Annotated in this window: 24 protein-coding genes; 15 read left to right on the top strand and 9 right to left on the bottom strand. The window is 52.8% G+C overall.

Translation table 11 applies throughout. The annotated features are described in order from the left end of the window. Nucleotides 1–218: 218 nt before the first annotated feature. On the top strand, nucleotides 219–644 hold the full coding sequence (locus tag MIB40_RS06085) for a GFA family protein (RefSeq protein ID WP_249691995.1): 426 nt from the start codon (nucleotides 219–221) through the stop codon (nucleotides 642–644). Nucleotides 645–813: 169 nt separating this feature from the next. Here MIB40_RS06085 and MIB40_RS06080 read toward each other — a convergent pair whose 3' ends face one another. Together MIB40_RS06080 and MIB40_RS06075 are read right to left on the bottom strand one after the other, a co-directional pair. After that, the gene (locus tag MIB40_RS06080) at nucleotides 814–2,001 is read right to left on the bottom strand and encodes an NnrS family protein (protein WP_249691994.1); all 1,188 of its coding nucleotides are present in this window, start codon (nucleotides 1,999–2,001) and stop codon (nucleotides 814–816) included. Nucleotides 2,002–2,091: 90 nt separating this feature from the next. After that, nucleotides 2,092–2,775: a Crp/Fnr family transcriptional regulator gene (locus tag MIB40_RS06075; protein ID WP_249691991.1), complete on the bottom strand. Its 684-nt coding sequence runs from the start codon at nucleotides 2,773–2,775 to the stop codon at nucleotides 2,092–2,094. Nucleotides 2,776–3,014: 239 nt separating this feature from the next. On the opposite strand from MIB40_RS06075, the gene moaA reads away from it, so the two are divergent. After that, a complete protein-coding gene (gene moaA, locus MIB40_RS06070) occupies nucleotides 3,015–4,010 on the top strand; it encodes a GTP 3',8-cyclase MoaA (protein WP_249691989.1) in 996 nt (331 codons plus the stop codon). 41 nt (nucleotides 4,011–4,051) lie between these two features. On the opposite strand, the gene MIB40_RS06065 is transcribed toward moaA, so the two are convergent. Further along, nucleotides 4,052–4,267, bottom strand: a complete 216-nt coding sequence (locus MIB40_RS06065; protein WP_249691987.1) for a DUF6316 family protein — start codon at nucleotides 4,265–4,267, stop codon at nucleotides 4,052–4,054. A gap of 131 nt (nucleotides 4,268–4,398) precedes the next feature. Beyond that, nucleotides 4,399–4,908: a ubiquinone anaerobic biosynthesis accessory factor UbiT gene (gene ubiT, locus MIB40_RS06060; protein WP_249691985.1), complete on the bottom strand. Its 510-nt coding sequence runs from the start codon at nucleotides 4,906–4,908 to the stop codon at nucleotides 4,399–4,401. Between the two features lie 145 nt (nucleotides 4,909–5,053). On the opposite strand from ubiT, the gene MIB40_RS06055 reads away from it, so the two are divergent. The 4 genes from MIB40_RS06055 (at nucleotide 5,054) to MIB40_RS06040 (ending at nucleotide 8,502) form a co-directional block, all read left to right on the top strand. Continuing rightward, nucleotides 5,054–6,046: a TIGR01212 family radical SAM protein gene (locus MIB40_RS06055; RefSeq protein ID WP_249691984.1), complete on the top strand. Its 993-nt coding sequence runs from the start codon at nucleotides 5,054–5,056 to the stop codon at nucleotides 6,044–6,046. Then, the gene (ubiU, locus tag MIB40_RS06050) at nucleotides 6,046–7,041 is read left to right on the top strand and encodes a ubiquinone anaerobic biosynthesis protein UbiU (protein ID WP_249692143.1); all 996 of its coding nucleotides are present in this window, start codon (nucleotides 6,046–6,048) and stop codon (nucleotides 7,039–7,041) included. The genes MIB40_RS06055 and ubiU overlap by 1 nt, the downstream gene beginning before the upstream one ends. A 40-nt stretch (nucleotides 7,042–7,081) precedes the next feature. Further along, nucleotides 7,082–7,963: a U32 family peptidase gene (locus MIB40_RS06045; RefSeq protein ID WP_249691982.1), complete on the top strand. Its 882-nt coding sequence runs from the start codon at nucleotides 7,082–7,084 to the stop codon at nucleotides 7,961–7,963. A 179-nt stretch (nucleotides 7,964–8,142) separates the two neighbouring features. Further along, on the top strand, nucleotides 8,143–8,502 hold the full coding sequence (locus tag MIB40_RS06040) for a hypothetical protein (RefSeq protein WP_249691980.1): 360 nt from the start codon (nucleotides 8,143–8,145) through the stop codon (nucleotides 8,500–8,502). A 51-nt stretch (nucleotides 8,503–8,553) separates the two neighbouring features. On the opposite strand, the gene MIB40_RS06035 is transcribed toward MIB40_RS06040, so the two are convergent. Beyond that, complete coding sequence (locus MIB40_RS06035; RefSeq protein ID WP_249691978.1) at nucleotides 8,554–9,123, bottom strand: YceI family protein; 570 nt, start codon at nucleotides 9,121–9,123, stop codon at nucleotides 8,554–8,556. A gap of 10 nt (nucleotides 9,124–9,133) precedes the next feature. Beyond that, the gene (locus MIB40_RS06030; protein WP_249691975.1) at nucleotides 9,134–9,697 is read right to left on the bottom strand and encodes a cytochrome b; all 564 of its coding nucleotides are present in this window, start codon (nucleotides 9,695–9,697) and stop codon (nucleotides 9,134–9,136) included. Nucleotides 9,698–9,873: 176 nt separating this feature from the next. Between MIB40_RS06030 and MIB40_RS06025 the strand changes: the two genes are divergently transcribed. Beyond that, entirely contained in the window at nucleotides 9,874–10,461 is a 588-nt protein-coding gene (locus tag MIB40_RS06025) for a uracil-DNA glycosylase family protein (RefSeq protein ID WP_249691966.1), read from the top strand. Beyond that, nucleotides 10,446–11,027: a hypothetical protein gene (locus MIB40_RS06020; RefSeq protein ID WP_249691963.1), complete on the top strand. Its 582-nt coding sequence runs from the start codon at nucleotides 10,446–10,448 to the stop codon at nucleotides 11,025–11,027. Before MIB40_RS06025 ends, MIB40_RS06020 begins: the two co-directional genes overlap by 16 nt. Here the strand turns inward: MIB40_RS06020 and MIB40_RS06015 are convergent. From MIB40_RS06015 to MIB40_RS06005, 3 genes are all read right to left on the bottom strand, one after another. Further along, nucleotides 11,015–11,779, bottom strand: coding sequence for a lipopolysaccharide kinase InaA family protein (locus MIB40_RS06015; protein ID WP_249691960.1), 765 nt, complete (start codon nucleotides 11,777–11,779; stop codon nucleotides 11,015–11,017). The genes MIB40_RS06020 and MIB40_RS06015 overlap by 13 nt on opposite strands. 101 nt (nucleotides 11,780–11,880) lie before the next feature. Continuing rightward, nucleotides 11,881–12,510 (bottom strand): pseudouridine synthase, encoded by a 630-nt coding sequence (locus MIB40_RS06010; RefSeq protein ID WP_406566437.1) that lies wholly within the window; start codon nucleotides 12,508–12,510, stop codon nucleotides 11,881–11,883. A 62-nt stretch (nucleotides 12,511–12,572) separates the two neighbouring features. Further along, nucleotides 12,573–13,385: an inositol monophosphatase family protein gene (locus MIB40_RS06005; RefSeq protein WP_249691957.1), complete on the bottom strand. Its 813-nt coding sequence runs from the start codon at nucleotides 13,383–13,385 to the stop codon at nucleotides 12,573–12,575. A gap of 178 nt (nucleotides 13,386–13,563) precedes the next feature. Here MIB40_RS06005 and trmJ point away from each other — a divergent pair, with 178 nt between their 5' ends. The 7 genes from trmJ to hscB all read left to right on the top strand — a co-directional run bounded on the left by trmJ (nucleotide 13,564) and on the right by hscB (nucleotide 18,376). Then, nucleotides 13,564–14,316, top strand: a complete 753-nt coding sequence (gene trmJ / locus MIB40_RS06000) for a tRNA (cytosine(32)/uridine(32)-2'-O)-methyltransferase TrmJ (RefSeq protein WP_249691956.1) — start codon at nucleotides 13,564–13,566, stop codon at nucleotides 14,314–14,316. Between the two features lie 3 nt (nucleotides 14,317–14,319). Next, nucleotides 14,320–15,120 (top strand): serine O-acetyltransferase, encoded by an 801-nt coding sequence (gene cysE / locus MIB40_RS05995; protein ID WP_249691954.1) that lies wholly within the window; start codon nucleotides 14,320–14,322, stop codon nucleotides 15,118–15,120. A 154-nt stretch (nucleotides 15,121–15,274) separates the two neighbouring features. After that, nucleotides 15,275–15,757 (top strand): Fe-S cluster assembly transcriptional regulator IscR, encoded by a 483-nt coding sequence (iscR, locus tag MIB40_RS05990; protein ID WP_249691952.1) that lies wholly within the window; start codon nucleotides 15,275–15,277, stop codon nucleotides 15,755–15,757. A 39-nt stretch (nucleotides 15,758–15,796) separates the two neighbouring features. After that, complete coding sequence (locus MIB40_RS05985) at nucleotides 15,797–17,011, top strand: IscS subfamily cysteine desulfurase (RefSeq protein WP_249691950.1); 1,215 nt, start codon at nucleotides 15,797–15,799, stop codon at nucleotides 17,009–17,011. Between the two features lie 71 nt (nucleotides 17,012–17,082). Further along, on the top strand, nucleotides 17,083–17,469 hold the full coding sequence (gene iscU, locus MIB40_RS05980) for a Fe-S cluster assembly scaffold IscU (protein ID WP_249691948.1): 387 nt from the start codon (nucleotides 17,083–17,085) through the stop codon (nucleotides 17,467–17,469). A 32-nt stretch (nucleotides 17,470–17,501) separates the two neighbouring features. After that, entirely contained in the window at nucleotides 17,502–17,825 is a 324-nt protein-coding gene (iscA, locus tag MIB40_RS05975) for an iron-sulfur cluster assembly protein IscA (RefSeq protein WP_249691946.1), read from the top strand. 23 nt (nucleotides 17,826–17,848) lie between these two features. Next, nucleotides 17,849–18,376, top strand: a complete 528-nt coding sequence (gene hscB, locus MIB40_RS05970; RefSeq protein ID WP_249691944.1) for a Fe-S protein assembly co-chaperone HscB — start codon at nucleotides 17,849–17,851, stop codon at nucleotides 18,374–18,376. Nucleotides 18,377–18,387: the final 11 nt, after the last annotated feature.

The raw sequence follows: 18,387 nt of genomic DNA, 5'->3' as shown, positions 1-18,387 counted from the left end.
GCCAACCCTGTTGATTTCTAATTGATTTAATTCGCTCTTTAATTATGAGCTTTATTCATAAGAGAGCAGGGCGGGATTTAGTGCGTTTTGGAGCGTTTCCTGTTTGCCGATAAACTGATAGCTTATTCTGGGTGGGCTGAACAGGTTTTGTTCTGTGGTCAGTCATAGAGCCCATAAATGATTTTTTCAAAGTGGAAAAATGTGAAAAGGAGAAGGCTATGCCGAGGAAAAACAATACAGGCCATTGCCTGTGCGGAGCGGTGCGCTTTTCAGTGACAGACATGGATGACCGGGTGGGAGCCTGTCATTGTGATATGTGCAGGCGCTGGGGAGGAGGACCTTTTATGGAGGTTGATTGTGGCTCCAATATTCAGTTTGAGGGGGAAGAAAATATCTCACGCTTTGACTCTTCACAGTGGGCTGAACGAGGGTTTTGCCGGCAATGCGGTAGCCATCTTTTTTATCGTCTGAAAGAGAATAACCAACATATGGTTCCGGTGGGCCTGTTGGAAAATGATGAAGGATTGGTGTTTCAACAGCAGGTATTTATCGATGAGAAGCCTTCCTATTACAGCTTTTCAAACACAACAGAGGATATGACCGGCGCAGAGCTGTTTGCGAAGTTTGCGCCTCCGCAAGGTTGAGGACAATGGAGGCGACGTTGTGGCGCTTACCAGTATCCGTAACAGGAGGTGTCAATCACCCTTGATGAAAGATGTAAGCGGGTGAGCGAAAGACCGCCTCGCTGATTTTCCAGGGCGATCGAATGGAAGCTATTAGCACCGCCAGCGAGAAGGTCGATGGCGGTGCAGGTTAACCGGGTCGGCCGTCCAGTCGGGGTTTAATCAGTATCGGGGTATAGACAACACTAAACAGCCCGAAAGCAATGACCCATAAAAGCGCCGATAGGCTGATCAGCTGAGGGTTGCCGGGTAACAGTATCGGGCCGATAACCCGGGCGAGCGTGCACAACTGCATAGCAACGAAGGCTGTAGTGATGGACGCGTGAACCGCCAGCGGGCGACCACTGTGGCCCAGGGATACGCGAGCCATCATACCCAGCGTGATGCTGCCGATGCAGCCAGTGGTAAAAGCGTGTAATGCCACAAAGGGTGAGACCAGGCCCATTGATGCCAAGGGAATCATTAACAGGCCAATCACCAGCCAGAGATAAGCGCAATGTAGAATCCAGAGCAGTGGGTGGCGCCAGATCAGGGGGTGATACCAACCATACAAACGAACGCCGTGAGCAATAGCCGCCAGTAATGCCAATAGCGGTGTCAGGGGCGAGTAAGGCACTATCAACTGAGCCGCAGCCAGGGCAATAACCAGCCCAATTGCCAGACGATCAACCCATTCTCGTTTCTGTAACTGGATCTCTATCGGCCGTACACCGGCTTCGGTAAAGAAAGGAATCACCCGACCACCGATGATGCTGATCAGCAGTAAAATCAGGTGGCTGGCCAGATAGGCGCCGTTATGGCCATTATTGCCCAGTCCCAGCTGTTGCAGGTGGACCATCACGTTGGCAGCACACATCACAGCGAGGATGACTAAAAACATCCAGTTTTTTCGTTTGCCCTTCATCAGAGGAGGGATCAAGGCGAGTGTCAGGCATGGCAAAAAGGCGATATCAACCAGTGCGATCAGCTCGTGAGGGACCGTAGGCATCAGAGGCAGGATTCGGCCGGCAAGCCAGAGCAACGCCAGCGCAGCCAGTAACGGGCCTCGAATGGTATCGACACCGGTCCAGTTACGGACAGCGGTTAACAGAAAACCGGCAATGACGGCACTGGTATACCCGAACAGCATTTCGTGGCTGTGCCAACCGATCAGACCGTAATAGGTGTTGAGGCTTAACCAGTTGGCATAAACGGCGCCCCAGATTCCGACCAGCAATACCCCCAGCCAGCCTGCCAGCAGGAAAAAGGGTCTGAAGCCCAGTTCAAAAAGGGCGAAACCCTTAGGTGGGCTGGAGGGTTGTATGCTGTGCAGGGTCATAACCAAGCTCTTGAGTCGGGTATTTCAATAAACTATAGGGCATTGCTATAGAGTGGCCCTTGATAGTGATCAAGTTGCCGAAATGATCGCTTATTCGTAATGCAGCAAGCGTTCGAGGTCGAGGATGGTGATCAGCTTACCGTTGCTGCTAATGATCTTTTCATCGGTCAGGTGATGGAGAATACGGGAAAAGGTCTCCGGCTGTATGGACAAGCGTGATGCCACCAGGCGTTTGGGGATCTCCAGCTCTATAACGGGTTCACGGTTAAGATTGTCGGTGATGCCATTTATCAAAAAGCGCACCACCCGGTGGGTGGCGTTTTTCAGACTCAGGGTTTCAATTTCGTTAACCAGTGAGTGCAGGCGTTGGCTCAGGCGGGCGGCCAGGGCCAACGCGTACTGAGGATGACGTGTGATGCACTCAATATACTGAGGGCAGGGAATCGCCAGTACAGTGGAGTTTTTTAGGGCCTGGGCATTAACCGGATAGTTGGATTGGCCCGCGAACATGATGGCTTCGGCGAACGTTTCGTGACTATTGCTCACCTCAAGGATCTTCTCGTTGCCATCTCGAGTGGTACGAAACAGCTTGATGGCACCTTCGATGACAAAGTAAAAGGCTGGTGCTGGATCTCCCTGATGGAAGAGCCAATCGCCCCGACCCAGGGTTTTGAGGTGGCAAGTAGTGAGCAGCTGTTGTAACTCATTGTCGTCAAAGCCGGCAAACAGATGATGGCTTTTCAGCAGGCGATAATAAGGCGTAAGGCTATCCATTGATTAAGGTCCGGGCAATTACATAACCGCCTATGGTCACATAGAAACAAGATGCCTGACAATGGTTGTCGTTTACCGTCGTAGAGTTGATGGGTATCAAAGGACTGGGCTACGGTTATCCGATATGCTTGGGACGTATCGGGCGTTCTCGTGCTATCGTTAACAGTCTGGTGCCGTGACTTATTAATAGCGACAAAAACAAAGCCAATACCCCGTAAACCTGACCGCCGGGAAGTACAATGAGTGCGAACAGTCTGATAGATCCATTTGGCCGCCAGGTCACTTACGTCCGCATGTCAGTGACCGACCGCTGTGATTTTCGTTGTGTCTATTGCATGAGCGAGGAGATGACCTTCTTGCCCCGTGAGCAAGTACTTACCCTCGAAGAGATGGCCTTGATTGGTAAAGCCTTCAGTGAATTAGGTGTCAATAAAATCAGGTTGACCGGTGGTGAGCCGCTGGTGCGCAAAAATGTACTGCACCTGGTCAGAGATTTAGGCGCCTTGCCAGGTATCACTAATCTGGCTATGACAACCAACGGTTCCCAGCTGCCCAAATTGGGGGCGGAGCTGCAAAAGGCGGGCTTGAAAAGCGTTAATATCAGTCTGGATACGCTGGATTCTGAGCAGTTCACCCAGCTCACTCGTACCGGCAAGCTGTCTAATGTACTGGCTGGTATCGAAGCGGCACGGGACGCCGGATTCCCCAATATTAAACTTAACGCAGTCATCATGAAGGGGCGTAATGATGATCAGGTGGTGCCACTGGTGAATTTCGCTCGTGAGCGTGGCCTGGATATCACCTTTATCGAAGAGATGCCGCTCGGGAATATCGATGAGCACCATCGGGGTGAAACGCTCTGCACCAGTGAAGAGGTGCGTGACCTGGTTTGTCAGCAACATGAGTTGGTAGCCAGCACCGAAAACAGCGGCGGCCCTTCCCGATATTACCACTTCGCGGATCACCCGAGCCGGGTCGGCTTTATCTCCCCCCATAGCCACAACTTCTGCGGCGATTGCAATCGGGTTCGAGTGACGTCTGAAGGGCGTTTATTGCTCTGTCTGGGGAATGAGCACTCGGTCGATTTACGCGCAGTGGTGAGGCGCTATCCGGGGGATATTGAGCGTTTAAAAGCAACCCTGCATGAGGCGATGACCCGCAAACCCGAGCGGCATTACTTCAGTGCCGAGGGCGAGGTTGATATCGTTCGCTTTATGAATATGACAGGTGGATAAGGCTGGCCTCGATGCTTAATCGTTCGCTCAGTGAGCAGACGTTACGGCTGGCTGTTGTCCGGTTGGTTTGCTTCGCGCATAAAGTCATCGTTCCTGTGACGAATATAAATGCACAGATCCCTTTCAGCCTGCAACTGAGAATCGTAAGGGCCTTCCTGTGAGCCTTCCCGGGTCATAAAAAACCAGTCGCCGTTCATGCACAGGAATCTGTCGCTTCGGAACCAGGTCCGCCCTGTTTCGCCAGATCGACCTTCCATAAGAGAGCCTGCCCCCTTTCAGTCACTGTTTCAGATCAGTGTAGTTCCGGGTTTGAAAGGCTGTATGTCTGTATTGAGTGTTTTTTGTTCGCTACTTTTTCTCTATTAGATCACTTGGCTATCTAGGCTTATTAGCGTTGCAGCCGACGCAGGATCTCGGCGGTACCATCCAGGGCTTTACGAAGGTAAGGGGGCAGGGCGTCGAGGTCGATATTATCCATCACGTTTTTCATCTCAAGGCCGATTTCGGTATCGCCTTCAATAACCAGGCGGCGTTGAAAGAAGAGGGTATCCGGATCTTCCTTGCGGCTGGCTAATAATATGAATTCGTACAAATTACCGCTGATGCTGGCATCGGCTTCGGCGTGGGGAATTAGCTGCAAGTGCCCCTGATCCAGCGTGAGATACCAGCTCAGTTGCGCATCGCTAATACTGATGCGCATGCAATGATCTGCTAAGAAATCAAAATCTCCATCGTCCAGAGCTTCCCGGAAAACTTCCTGCAATACTTTGATGATCAAGGTCTTTTGCAGACCAAAGGGCACCAGCGCCGTGCTGCGGGCAGCAAGCACAGGTAGCTGGCGTGCCAGCTCGATGGGCGCCGGAGGGCGCGGTAATCTGTCTAACTGGCTGAGGATCATTGGTCTTTCCATAACAGGGTTAAAGGTATCTCGCAGTGTAGGGAATCGCCTTAGCCGCGCCTTGATGCAAATCAATTGGCGCAAAGCTTCTGTTTGTTAGGCTTGGTGGCTTCTTATGGCCCAACCCTAAAAAGGTTTTCTTCCTATGCAGTTGCCCGATTATGTGAATACCTTTGGGGCAGCTATGCAGCAGAAATATGGTCACAGGGTTCATAAGTTGACGATTAATGCCGACTTTACCTGCCCAAACCGTGACGGAACCAAGGGTATTGGTGGCTGCACTTTTTGCAATAACGCGAGCTTTAGCCCTAACAATTCCCGTTCCCCGTCAGTTACCGAACAGATTGATGCCGGCAAACGAGTGATTCTCAAGCGTACTGGCGCACGTCATTACCTCGCCTATTTTCAAGCTTATACCAACACCTACGCCTCGGTTGAGCACCTCCGCCAACTCTATTGCGAAGCTGTAGGGCACCCTGATGTGATGGGCTTGTCGGTAGGGACCCGGCCCGATTGTGTACCCGATTCGGTGCTGGATTTACTCTGTGAGTACCGTGATCAGGGGTTGGAGGTGTGGCTGGAGTTGGGCTTGCAATCGGCCAATGATCAAAGCCTGGCCAGCGTGAATCGTGGCCATGGTTGGAAGGAATATGAAGAGGCGACTCGTCGGGCTCGAAGCAGAGGGTTGAATGTGTGCACCCATTTGATTGTCGGTATGCCCGGAGAGCAACCCCGCGATAGCCTGCAGTCTTTAAACAGAGTACTGGCTGTGGGCACGGACGGGTTGAAGCTGCACCCCTTGCATGTGGTCAAGGGCACCCAATTGGCGAGGCAGTGGTCACGTGGCGAATACCAGCCGCTGGAGTTTAATCAATATGTGGATACGGCGGTGGCCATGGTGCAGCAAACGCCAGACGAGGTGATCTATCACCGGTTAACCGGAACGGCCTCCAGTGAGTTGTTGCTGGCGCCGGATTGGTGCCAGCAAAAGTGGGCCGTGCTCAACGCTATTCATGATCGATTAGGCGCAGTGGAACCTCGCAAACGATCGATGGCGGTGGCTCCCCAATCTTTTTCACCGTTTGTTTCTACTGCCAGGCCGTATGTAGGTCTGGCAGCCATGCCAGGGAGTTCATGATGGAGCTAGTCTGTCCTGCGGGTAGCTACCCCGCGTTAAAAGCCGCCGTCGATAACGGCGCCGATGCGGTCTACATCGGATTTAAGGATGATACCAACGCGCGTCATTTTGCCGGTTTGAATTTCAACGATAAAAAAGCCATGCGGGCGCTGGATTACGCCCGTGAGCGTAATGTGAAGCTGTTTGTGGCGATTAACACCTATCCCCAACCCGAAGGTTGGCAGCGCTGGCAACGGGCTGTGGATATGGCGGCGGACCTGCAAGCCGATGCGGTTATTGCGGCCGATATGGGAGTGCTGGAATATGCTTGCCAGCAGCATCCGGAGCTGGCTTTGCACCTCTCGGTTCAGGGTTCGGCAACCAATTATGAGGCGCTGCGCTTTTATAGACAGCAATTCAATATACGACGGGCGGTCTTGCCGCGGGTGCTGTCCCTGGCACAGGTCAAACATGTGGCTGAGCACAGTCCGGTTGAATTGGAGGTGTTTGCGTTTGGCAGCCTTTGCATTATGGCAGAGGGGCGTTGCCATCTGTCCTCCTATATCACCGATGAATCACCCAACACCTGTGGTGCCTGTTCTCCCGCGAAAGCAGTGCGCTGGGAGCAAAAGGGTGAGGTGCTGGAATCGCGCTTGAATGGCGTTTTGATCGATCGCTATCAAGAGGGCGAAAACGCGGGTTATCCGACTCTGTGCAAGGGGCGTTTCCAGGTAGAAGAGAACACCTATAACGCCCTGGAGGAGCCGACCAGCCTGAATACGCTGGAGTTGATCCCGCAGCTGGTGGCTAACGGTATCAAGGCGGTCAAAATCGAGGGACGTCAGCGCAGCCCGGCTTATGTCGAGCAGGTGGTGAGTGTCTGGCGCCAGGCTTTGGATGCCTATGCCCAGAACCCTGAGGGATTCGTCGCCAAAGAGCAGTGGATGAATGTCCTGGCCAATGTGTCCGAGGGTTCACAAACCACATTGGGTGCCTATTCGCGCCCTTGGCAATAGCCGTTTAACTCCTGAAGATTTCACGTTGAGAGCGTATTGTATGCAGCTATCTATCGGATCTGTCCTCTATTTCTGGCCCCGCGATACCCTGTACGATTTTTACCAGCGTATGGCTGAATCGCCGGTCGATGTCATTTATCTTGGTGAAACCGTGTGTTCCAAGCGGCGAGAGCTCAAAACCGATGACTGGATTGAGTTGGCAAGGCAGTTGTCCAGCCAGGGTAAGCAGGTTGTTCTGTCAACCATGGCTCTGCTGGAGGCGGAGTCCGAGATGAAAACCCTGCGCAAGATCTGCGATAACGATGGTTTGCTGGTGGAAGCCAACGATATGTCGGCCGTGCAGTTGCTGTCAGAGCGCGGTTTGCCTTTCGTGGCCGGTTCCTCGATCAATATCTACAACGCCGCAACCCTCAAGGTGCTTCACCGTCAGGGTTTGAAACGCTGGGTAATGCCGGTGGAGTTATCGGCGCAGACGCTTGAACTGATTTTGCAAGATGCCGGGCGTATGGGGTTCGCGGACGCCATTGAAACCGAAGTCTTTGCCTATGGTCATCTGCCGTTGGCGTTTTCGGCGCGCTGTTTTACCGCCCGAAGCCGCAACCTGCCCAAAGACGATTGCCGATATGTCTGTCTGGAGTACCCGGATGGTTTGGCCATGCACAGTCAGGAGGAGCAGTCGGTCTTTACTATCAACGGCATTCAGACCATGTCGGGGGATCTCTACAATTTGTTAGGAGAGGTCGATCGCATGCGCCAGATTGGTGTGGATCTGGTCCGGGTTAGTCCGCGTAGTGGTGATATGACCCTCTTACTGGATCAGTACCGTGATGCGATCGAAGGAAAATCGACTTCCATTGCGGCACTGACAGAAGGCGAATGCAATGGTTACTGGTATGGGCAGCCGGGAATGTTGACTGCCTGATGTTCTGCTTTTGCCGGGTAAAGATCGGTACGTGCTGTTTTTTGGATCCTGATAGGCGTACCACGTGATCGGCGTCTATCATTAAAACATGGGCGATTGATCGCGCCGTGTCAGTACTGGGGGGAAACACTGTCGCTCGGTAGCAATCGGCACCTGTGTTGGGTGAACAGGGATGGATCATGGATAGGGAACAGTATTTACGTTACTGCCGGCAACCGAAAGTGTTTAGCGAGAGTGCGTTGCGGCTTACTTTTTCGGTGCTGCGAAAACCTCGTCCGCGCCTGGCGCTGAGTATTCAGAATATTTTGAATGGGATATCGATCTGCCAACCAGAGGGCAAGGAGGGTGAGTCTTTATCGCAGCACTTTCATGTGGCCCTGTCGCCGGCGGAGGTTGATACCATTCTGGGTTGCCTCGCCCAAGCCGGGGGATGGGGAAGTGGCTCTTGCCCCGGCCAGCAGGTTATGTTGAAGGCCTTGCTGGACGATTGGCGCCGTCTCGCTAACTGTATTGAGCCGGGCAAATCGGTGATGAACTAAGACCAGTGCAGAGGGGTTGCGCTGGTCTTAGGGTTCTTGCGGGCTTGGTGATTACTGGCGAATGCCTTCGATGGACAGCGTCATCTCGACTTCTGTGGATGCTGGGCCCAGGTTGAAATCGATACCAAAATCTTTCAGAGCCAGCTTGGTGGTTCCCAGAAATCCGTGACGATATCCACCCCAGGGGTCATTGCCACCGCCGATGCTTTCAGCGTCAATGGTGATTGAGCGTGTTACGCCTCTGAGGGTGAGGTCGCCCGTGATGATGGCATTACCTTTACCATCCGATTTAACCGAGGTGCTGACGAAGGTGGCTTTGGGGAAGCTGCTAACGTCCAGGAAGTCATCGCTACGCAGATGCTTATCCCGTTCGGCATGGTTGGTATTCACGCTGGTGGTATTGATGGTGACCTCTACTTTACTGTTGTCGGGGCTGGCCTCGTCATAACTGAAGCTGCCGGTAAAGTCATCGAAGCGACCGTATAGCCAGCTGTAACCCAGGTGTTGGATACGAAATTGCACAAACGCGTGTTGCCCTTTGATATCAAGCGCATAATCGGCGGCCCAAAGCGGGGTGCCCATTAGCAGGGCGGTAAAAAATAATCCAAGTTTGCGTATCATCGAGAGATCCTCAGGGGTTAGGCCGGGAACGGATGCCCAGCATTCGGTTAAGGGTGTTGTCGCCATCGACAAAATGGTGTTTTAAGGCCGCCAGGGCGTGCAAGGCAGATAGGGAGACCAGGGTCCAGGCAGCGTAGAAATGGACTTCACCGACTATTTCTTCCATACCAGAGACCTCTCCGAACATCGCGGGCACTTCAAACCAGTCAAAAACGGCAATGGGTCGGCCCTTGGCGGTCGAGATCAGATAACCACTGATCGAAATGATAATCAATAGCAGATACATTATGCGGTGTGTCCACTCTGCTGCTAATGCCTCCCAGCTTTTGAGGCCAGGTTCCGGGTGAGGAATGGTATTAATCTGACGCCAGGACAGGCGAAAGAGAATGAGCATAAACAGTAGTAAACCGATACTTCTGTGCAGGTCGGGACCTTTTTGATACCAGGCATCGTAATACCCCAGGTCAGTCATCCATAAGCCCAGCCCAAACAGGCCAAATACAGCAAAGGCGCTGAGCCAGTGCATCACAATGCTTGGCCAACCATAGGTTGTTGAGCTGTTTCCAAGGTTCAAGGGTATCTTTCCAGGGGGCGTAGAGTGAACAAATAGCATAATAGATGCCGTAAGAACCCAGTAACAAAAAAAACTGGTGAACTCGATCAAATTATTTGAATGTTAAAGGGTGTTAGGGGAGGCTAGTAATTGAGTGGGTACCGAAGCGTGGGCCGATGGTTAGCAAAATGAGTGACATGACGTTAACAGATTTATTGTCAGAAATTCGTGAATGTACCCAGTGCGCGTCAGAGTTGTCCCATGCGCCACGTCCGGTCGTGGTGGTCAGCCCCGAAGCTCGGCTGTTGATTATTGGGCAAGCACCGGGGGCAAGAGTTCACGCAACGGGTATCCCCTGGAATGATCCCAGTGGAGATCGTCTGCGAGACTGGTTGGGGTTGGAGTCCTCCGAGTTCTATAACGCCGAGCGCGTGGCAATTGTGCCTATGGGATTTTGTTACCCCGGAAAAGGAGTCAGTGGTGATTTGCCTCCGAGGTCTGAATGCGCGCCTTTGTGGCACAAGGCTTTAATGCGCTCTATGCCTCAGATCAGGTTACGGCTACTAGTAGGCCAGTACGCTCAACGCTATTATCTGGGAAAGCAAGCGGGCGGAGTCACCGATTGTGTCCGTCGGTCTTTGGCACATGAGATGGTCGCCCCCGACGTTTTCTGTTTGCCACACCCTTCTCCACGTAATAATCGCTGGTTTAAGCGACACCCCTGGTTTGAACAAGAGGTGCTGCCCAGGCTTCGACAGGAGGTTGCTCGATGTTTCGATGCTTAAAAATGTGTTTGGTCACGTGCCTGATTCCTCTGTTACTGGTCGGTTGCAGTCACGGAGCGACACCCCTCGAGCTGAGTGAGCAGCAGCTAAACGAGCGCATACGTGAGCAGTATCGAGAGCCTCGCCTGCTCAATTTACAGCTGGCCTGGGGGGCTTCTGCTCAGCTTTATGTGATCGGCGTTGAGCTGGATCTTCTGGGTGAGGGCGCTGTGTTTTATCGCGTGGAGGGGGATTTTGACGTTGAGTTTGGTGGCGCGCCTATGATGAATCCGGTGCCTTTTAGCCTTGAGGCCCGTGGCACTCTGGGGTTGGTGACTGAGGAACGAGCCCTGTATCCGATGCAATTGGGTGTCGAGCAGTTCACGATTGAAACCGACGTTGCTGATGTTCATTTGCCATTGCAGGAGATTTTGGGGCAGCGAGTCGCGCAGGCGCTTGAGGATTTGGCGATCTATGAGTTCACGGAACTTCAGCTGCCGAAGCCGGAGCAAGTCGTCATGCTGGCGATCGATGCCGATAAGTTACAATTGCTAAGGGGCGACCCCTCCGCTATTCAACCCGAATAATCCAGGCGTTCGATCAGCGCTTGCAGATGTCGATAGGTCTTGTCTCCGGCGCGCATGCAATGGCTTTGCGCAATATAGGATTCCAGTAACCGATGCAGGTTGTCCTTGCCCATAAAGGCGGCCCTGCGGATAAAGGTGACGAAGTCTTTCTTGGGGCGGCGGCTGGCAATCGGGATGTAGCGCATCTTTTCCAGATCGATGAGTCTGGGTTTAAAGGCACCCTGTTCATCCTGGGCGACAAAAATATGGTTGGGATAAAAACAATAGTGGGTTAAGCCGGTTTGGTGCATCTGGCTGGCCAGGGATGCAATGGCGTCTACCAGTCCCGTCTGGTTTTCTACCTTGGGAAATAACTCGTTTACCGTCTGATAATGATCCAGGGCGACGGAAATCAAGATCGACTGACTATCACCATTTACCCGTCGTTCACCGAAGTAGACCGGATCGATCGTGGGGATACCAAGGCGTTGTAGCTTGATGATATTGCGATATTCGCGAGCGAAGGTGGGCTCACCCTTGATCGGGTGTCTCAGGCAAGGTGTGTTGTGGTTCTGCTGGCGCTTGATAAACAGGTTCAGAGATTCGCCGTTCTCCTGCAGTAGGCTATGTTGTGAAACGCCGCTCCAGCCACTCCTGCGTTTATTAGGCTCTTCGAACCAGGGTAGCTCGATCTCCCACAGAGCATCGAAACTATCCAGATTATGTCGCTTGAAAGTGTTCAGCAGAGAATCGGTGGAGAATATTTCGGTCATTACTGGTTATCCGGTTGTAAGGCGCTGGGTGAATCATACAGGCTTGCAGAAATAAACCGAGCCCTGATGTTGGAATTCTCATGAGTCACATTGCACATTGTTCAGGTCTTTTCAGGCAGGAGTGCTTGAGGGTCGACGCTACGACTTTGTCCGGGTGATAAGCCATCAAGGGTGAAGGGGCCAATGCGATAGCGAACAAGTCGCAATGTCGGGTAGCCGACGGCTGCGGTCATGCGTCGTACCTGGCGGTTGCGCCCCTCTTTGATGCTCAGCTCGATCCAGCAAGTGGGGATCGATTGCCGCTCCCGAATCGGGGGAGTGCGCTGCCAGATTGAGGGCGGTTCGATCTTTTTTGCTCGAGCCGGAAGAGTAAGGCCATCCTTGAGCTCGACCCCCTGTTGGAGTTGCGCCAGGGCCTTCGGGGTTGGTTCGCCTTCGACCTGGACCCAATAGGTCTTTTCGAGTTTGAAACGTGGGTCGGCAATACGTTGCTGCAATTTGCCATCATTGGTTAGCAGTAACAGACCCTCACTATCACGATCGAGTCGGCCTGCCGGGTAGATGCCTGGTTGCTGAATATAATCGCCCAGCGTGGCGCGGCCTTCGTTATCGCGAAACTGGGTCAGAACCATATAAGGCTTGTTGAATAGCAGCAGCTGGGTCGCGCGAGCAGGAGCTCGCTTGCGCTGAGGCTTTTTGCCCGAGGGGCGGCGAGAAGAGGATCTGTCCACTGGATTACAACCTGAAGGTGCCGGCGTCTGTTTGGTGAAGCAGACGCCGGTTTGACAATGCTTTACTTCAGTTCGGCAGGTACGAAAGGCGCGATGGCTTGCAGTATCGCTTTAAAGCACTTGGGGTTGCCGCAAACGATGTTGCCACTTTCCAGATGCTTGTGTCCGCCACCAAAGTCGCTAGCCAGGCCGCCGGCTTCCTGCACCAACAGGCTCCCTGCAGAGATATCCCATTGATTTAGACCAAACTCCCAAAAGGCTTCATAACGGCCCGCAGCGACATAGGCCAGGTCCAGTGATGCGGCGCCTGCTCGGCGAACACCGGAGGTCTGTGAGGCGATGCTTTTGAACATGGACAGATAACTATCCATATGGTCCATCTGTGAGGGTTTGAAGGGAAAGCCGGTCGCGATCAAAGCGTCATCAAGGTGCTTGTGCTTGCTGACGCGCATCCGCTTGCCGTTAAGCTGGGCACCGTGGCCCCGGCTGGCACAAAACTCCTCGCGACGAACCGGGTCGAGCACTACAGCATGCTCGATGCGACCCTTGTACTGGCAGGCGATAGACACGGCATAATGGGGCACACCATGGATAAAGTTGGTGGTGCCGTCGAGGGGGTCGATGACCCAAAGGTAGTCGGCGCCCGGTCCGCTGCCTTCCTGAAGACCCGATTCTTCACCCAGAAAACCATGATCAGGATAGGCTTTTTTGAGAATGGCGATCGCTGCCCGTTCGGCGTTGCGGTCAACTTCGGTTACGTAATCGTGGGTGCCTTTTTCGGCGACCTGGATGGTATCCAGGTCTTCGGAGGCGCGTACAATGATTTCGCCAGCTTTGCGCGCAGCGCGCAGGGCGATGGTCAGCATCGGTTGCATGTCGGTCTATTCGTCTGTTGGTGGTAAAGAACAAAATCGGCCCGCTGTGGGCCGTATCGCGCAAGTATATCAGAGAGGTTGGCTGAATGACGACAAATCTTGGATGGCTAAGTACAGTGTGGGCTGACAACTCTGTTAGAATGCGCTCAATTACCAGTTGAGATGTAACGGAATCAAAGTGTCAGACAATATTTTGGTGGTGTTGGTAAATACCTCGCATCCGGGCAATGTTGGCAGTGCTGCCAGAGCAATGAAAACCATGGGGTTATCACGACTGTGCCTCGTTTCTCCGGACCAGTTTCCCCATGAATATGCCACCAGTCGTGCCGCCGGCGCCGATGATGTTCTCGAGCAGGCTCGCGTGGTATCGACATTGGATGAGGCTATTGCCGACTGTTCCCTGGTCGTTGGTACCAGTGCGCGGGGGCGTAAGATACCCTGGCCCATTATGAATCCGAGAGAATGCGCTGAACGTCTCTGGCCGGAATCTCAGCGTCAGCAGGTGGCTCTGGTGTTTGGTCGTGAAGAACGTGGTCTGACCAATGATGAGCTGGCCCGTTGTCACTATCATGTTCATATACCCTCCGACCCGGAATACAGCTCACTCAATCTGGGTGCTGCGGTACAGGTGTTGAGCTATGAATTGCGCATGGCTCAGTTGGCGAGCGAAGGGGCTTTAGCGGTAGAGCAGGAGTGGGACGCGGAGTACGCTACGGCTTCCGAGCTTGAAGGTTATTTTGGTCATTTGCAGCAAGTGTTAGAGCAGGTTGGTTTTCTTGATCCGCAAAACCCGGGTCAGGTAATGACTCGTCTGAGAAGACTTTACAGTCGCCAGCGACTGGATAAGGTAGAGGTGAATATTTTGCGGGGTGTGCTCAGTGACACCCAGCGCAGCCTCAAAAGCCATTCGACATCATCAACGGAAGAATAAACGATGTTTGCACAAATACGGGAAGATGTAGCCAGTGTGTTTCACCGAGACCCTGCAGCACGCAATACCTTTGAGGTGCTGACCTGCTATCCGGGGTTGCACGCCCTGCTGTTTCATCGTTTCAGTCATGGTCTCTGGAATTTTGGTTTAAAGTGGCTGGCTCGCTTTGTATCGACTTTTGCGCGCTGGTTTACCGGGATTGAGATCCATCCCGGCGCGCGAATCGGGAGGCGATTTTTTATCGACCATGGCCTGGGTGTTGTAATCGGTGAAACCACCGAAATTGGCGACGATGTGACGCTTTATCAGGGGGTTACTCTGGGAGGCACCAGCTGGAACAAGGGCAAGCGTCATCCAACACTTGGGGATGGTGTGGTGGTTGGCGCTGGCGCCAAGGTGCTTGGGCCTTTTACCGTCGAAGCGGGAGCCAAGGTAGGGTCCAATGCGGTAGTGACCAAGCCGGTACCTGCTGGAGCAACGGTAGTGGGTATTCCGGGTCGGATCATTCCTCCCAGAGATCAGCGCGAAAAAGAAGATCCGCGTCATGAGCAGCGCAAGGCGATGGCTGAGAAAATTGGTTTTGACGCCTACGGTCTTACCGAGGATATGCCGGATCCCGTAGCTCGCGCCATGGGTGGAATTCTCGATCACCTGCATGCGGTTGACGCCCGTATTGGGGTTATGTGCGAAGGCCTTAAAGGTTTGGGGGTTAAAAATTGCGATAATGCTCTGCCGGAGCTTCGAGATGAGGATTTCGAAGCGGTAAAAGATAATCATCAGGAGCGCCCACAAGAGGCAGAGTAATTGGGTAGATTCCTTGCTATGATTGGCGCCCTCAAAAGGTAGTGTTAATACCTTAGTAAATTACTGGGTTAAATACTTGACTAGAAAGCTAGGGTATTGCAAAATCCCCGCAAGAAATGGTTATTCGAACACCTGAACTGGCGGGGATACTCAAATGCGTTTGACGACCAAAGGTCGCTATGCGGTTACGGCGATGCTGGACTTGGCCTTGCATGCCGATAATGGGCCGGTTGCGTTAGCCGATATATCCCAGCGGCAGGGTATTTCCCTCTCTTATCTGGAACAGCTGTTTGCCAAGTTGCGCAAGCACGAACTCGTGAGCAGTGTGCGGGGCCCGGGTGGCGGATATCGACTAAGTCGCGAAGGGGATACCATTGATGTTGCTCAGGTCATAGATGCAGTCAATGAATCCGTCAGCGCTACGCGTTGCAATGGCGAAGGTGGCTGTCAGCAGGGCGATGTATGCCTTACCCATCATTTGTGGTGTGACCTCAGTACCCAAATACACAATTTTTTATGCGGAATTTCACTCGCCGACCTGGTTCAGCGCAGTGAAGTACGGACTATTGCCGCGCGCCAGGAAGGCGCCGACGACAGACTTATTCATGCACGGATTGAAGCCTCATCGCTTATCTAGCGCTGAGCAGAACAGACACAGTATTGGAGATGTACGCCAATGAAATTGCCGATTTACTTTGATTATTCTGCGACCACCCCAGTTGATCCTCGGGTTGCCCGGAAAATGGTTGATTGCCTGACCCCTGATGGAAACTTTGGTAATCCTGCCTCTCGATCTCATTTGTTTGGCTGGAAAGCGGAAGAGGCGGTCGAAACGGCGCGTCGGCAGGTTGCTGATCTTATTAAAGCGGATCCCCGTGAGATTGTCTGGACCTCCGGTGCTACTGAATCCGATAACCTGGCTATTAAAGGTGTTGCCCATTTCTATCAAAAGAAGGGTAAACACATTATTACCTCCAAAATCGAGCATAAGGCGGTATTGGATACCTGTCGCCAGCTCGAGCGTGAAGGTTTTGATATCACGTACCTTGAGCCGGATGCTAGCGGCATTATTCAGCCTCAGGCCGTTTCAGATGCCTTGCGTGACGACACGATTCTTGTCTCCCTGATGCATGTGAATAACGAGATTGGAGTGATCAACGACATCGCAGCTATTGGTGATATTACCCGTGCTCGCAAGGTGTTGTTTCACGTCGATGCGGCGCAAAGTGCCGGTAAGATTCCTCTCGATATGGAAGAAATGAAGGTCGATCTCGCCTCTTTCTCTGCGCACAAGATCTATGGTCCTAAGGGTATTGGCGCTTTGTTCGTGCGACGTAAGCCTCGTGTTCGCATAGAAGCACAGCAGCACGGTGGCGGCCATGAGCGCGGAATGCGTTCAGGTACCTTACCGACCCACCAGATTGTGGGTATGGGAGAAGCGTTCCGTATTGCCGGGGAGGATATGGCGAAAGATGCTCAGCATGTAAAAGAGCTTCGTGACCGTTTCTGGAATCAGATTTCGGATATGGAAGAGGTTTACCTGAACGGCGATGGCGACCAACGCTATCAGGGCAACCTCAATGTCAGCTTCAACTTTGTTGAGGGTGAGTCCCTGATAATGTCGCTGAAAGATCTGGCCGTGTCTTCCGGTTCGGCCTGTACTTCAGCCAGCCTTGAGCCTTCTTATGTGTTGCGAGCGCTGGGCTTGAATGATGAATTGGCTCACAGTTCCCTGCGCTTTAGCTTTGGCCGCTTTACGACCGAGGAAGAGGTGGATTTTGCCGCCGATAAGGTAAGGGATGCTGTTACCAAACTGCGTGAACTTTCCCCTCTGTGGGACATGTATAAAGATGGCGTAGATCTGAATACCGTTGAGTGGGCTGCACATTAAGTGTTGCTCTTGTCGTGCCTGGCTTGGGTCGGGCGCGTAGCCTGACAAAATAGATAATTGAGGAGTTAACCATGGCTTACAGTGACAAGGTGCTGGACCATTACGAAAACCCCCGTAACGTTGGCAAGTTGGATGCTGAAGACCCGGATGTGGGCACTGGTATGGTGGGTGCGCCTGCCTGCGGAGACGTGATGCGTCTCCAAATTAAGGTTGACCCGCAAGGTATCATCGAAGATGCTCGCTTTAAAACCTACGGTTGCGGCTCTGCAATCGCTTCCAGCTCACTGGTTACCGAGTGGATGAAGGGCAAAACTGTGGATGAGGCTGAGCAAATCAAGAACACGGCTATCGCCGAAGAGCTGGCGTTGCCTCCGGTCAAGATTCATTGCTCCGTGTTGGCGGAGGATGCTATCAAGGCCGCGGTAAAAGATTATCGTGAAAAGAAAGACGTTTCCTGACAGTAGATTCGGGTAATAGAAAGGGCAAGACTATGGCAGTAACAATGACCGAAGCCGCCGCCGATCACGTGTCCCGGTTTCTTGATAATCGTGGCAAGGGTTTCGGGGTTCGGGTCGGTGTCAAAACCACTGGTTGTTCCGGTATGGGCTACATCCTGGAATTTGTTGATGATGCCCTGACCGAGGATACTGTGTTCGAGTGTCATGGTGTAAACGTTGTGGTAGATCCGAAGAGTCTTGTCTATATCGATGGCACTGAGCTTGACTTCGTCAAGGAGGGCCTCAACGAAGGATTCAAATTCAATAATCCGCGGGCGGCCAGTGAGTGCGGCTGTGGTGAGAGCTTCAGTGTTTAAGAGTCGCTGAGCGAGAACTATTGATGCAGGAAGACTTTTTTGAGCTGTTTGGGTTGCCTTGTAGTTATCAGGTAGATCAACAAGCGTTGTCGGCCCGTTTCAGAGAAATGCAGCAGGTGGTGCATCCTGATCGCCATGCGGCCGCCGATGAGCATCAGCGGCGTCTCTCGGTGCAATACGCGGCGCATGTCAATGACGCCTATCAAACCTTAAAATCACCGGTACCTCGAGCAATTTACCTGTTGCAGTCGCGGGGGGTAGAGCCCCGCCTGGAAAATAATACGGTAATGGATGCTGGCTTTTTGATGCAGCAGCTGGAGTGGCGAGAAGCGGTGGACGAGGTGAGAGAGAGTCGATCAGAGCCGGCTTTGGATGGACTGCGCAAAGAAGTAGATAGGCAGATGAAGCAGTTCCAAAACGATTTTTCCGAACGCTGGATCGGGAGCGCAGAAGACCTTCTGGCAGCCGAAGAGCTGGTGATGAAGATGCAATTTGTGGATAAGTTGCAGGCGCAGCTGGATCAATTAGAAGACGAGCTGTTAGACGATTAATAATTTCGGGT

The organism is Aestuariirhabdus haliotis (genome assembly GCF_023509475.1).
GTDB classification, from domain to species: Bacteria; Pseudomonadota; Gammaproteobacteria; order Pseudomonadales; family Aestuariirhabdaceae; genus Aestuariirhabdus; species Aestuariirhabdus haliotis.
Note: the sequence above shows the minus strand (reverse complement) of the source record. Positions and strands in the feature narration are given on the sequence as shown.

Coding starts and splice junctions, on each gene's coding strand:
- MIB40_RS06085 (WP_249691995.1), top strand. CDS start 219: ATGCCGAGGAAAAACAATACAGGCCATTGCCTGTGCGGAGCGGTGCGC.
- MIB40_RS06080 (WP_249691994.1), bottom strand. CDS start 2,001: ATGACCCTGCACAGCATACAACCCTCCAGCCCACCTAAGGGTTTCGCC.
- MIB40_RS06075 (WP_249691991.1), bottom strand. CDS start 2,775: ATGGATAGCCTTACGCCTTATTATCGCCTGCTGAAAAGCCATCATCTG.
- moaA (WP_249691989.1), top strand. CDS start 3,015: ATGAGTGCGAACAGTCTGATAGATCCATTTGGCCGCCAGGTCACTTAC.
- MIB40_RS06065 (WP_249691987.1), bottom strand. CDS start 4,267: ATGGAAGGTCGATCTGGCGAAACAGGGCGGACCTGGTTCCGAAGCGAC.
- ubiT (WP_249691985.1), bottom strand. CDS start 4,908: ATGATCCTCAGCCAGTTAGACAGATTACCGCGCCCTCCGGCGCCCATC.
- MIB40_RS06055 (WP_249691984.1), top strand. CDS start 5,054: ATGCAGTTGCCCGATTATGTGAATACCTTTGGGGCAGCTATGCAGCAG.
- ubiU (WP_249692143.1), top strand. CDS start 6,046: ATGGAGCTAGTCTGTCCTGCGGGTAGCTACCCCGCGTTAAAAGCCGCC.
- MIB40_RS06045 (WP_249691982.1), top strand. CDS start 7,082: ATGCAGCTATCTATCGGATCTGTCCTCTATTTCTGGCCCCGCGATACC.
- MIB40_RS06040 (WP_249691980.1), top strand. CDS start 8,143: ATGGATAGGGAACAGTATTTACGTTACTGCCGGCAACCGAAAGTGTTT.
- MIB40_RS06035 (WP_249691978.1), bottom strand. CDS start 9,123: ATGATACGCAAACTTGGATTATTTTTTACCGCCCTGCTAATGGGCACC.
- MIB40_RS06025 (WP_249691966.1), top strand. CDS start 9,874: ATGACGTTAACAGATTTATTGTCAGAAATTCGTGAATGTACCCAGTGC.
- MIB40_RS06020 (WP_249691963.1), top strand. CDS start 10,446: ATGTTTCGATGCTTAAAAATGTGTTTGGTCACGTGCCTGATTCCTCTG.
- MIB40_RS06015 (WP_249691960.1), bottom strand. CDS start 11,779: ATGACCGAAATATTCTCCACCGATTCTCTGCTGAACACTTTCAAGCGA.
- MIB40_RS06005 (WP_249691957.1), bottom strand. CDS start 13,385: ATGCAACCGATGCTGACCATCGCCCTGCGCGCTGCGCGCAAAGCTGGC.
- cysE (WP_249691954.1), top strand. CDS start 14,320: ATGTTTGCACAAATACGGGAAGATGTAGCCAGTGTGTTTCACCGAGAC.
- iscR (WP_249691952.1), top strand. CDS start 15,275: ATGCGTTTGACGACCAAAGGTCGCTATGCGGTTACGGCGATGCTGGAC.
- MIB40_RS05985 (WP_249691950.1), top strand. CDS start 15,797: ATGAAATTGCCGATTTACTTTGATTATTCTGCGACCACCCCAGTTGAT.
- iscU (WP_249691948.1), top strand. CDS start 17,083: ATGGCTTACAGTGACAAGGTGCTGGACCATTACGAAAACCCCCGTAAC.
- iscA (WP_249691946.1), top strand. CDS start 17,502: ATGGCAGTAACAATGACCGAAGCCGCCGCCGATCACGTGTCCCGGTTT.
- hscB (WP_249691944.1), top strand. CDS start 17,849: ATGCAGGAAGACTTTTTTGAGCTGTTTGGGTTGCCTTGTAGTTATCAG.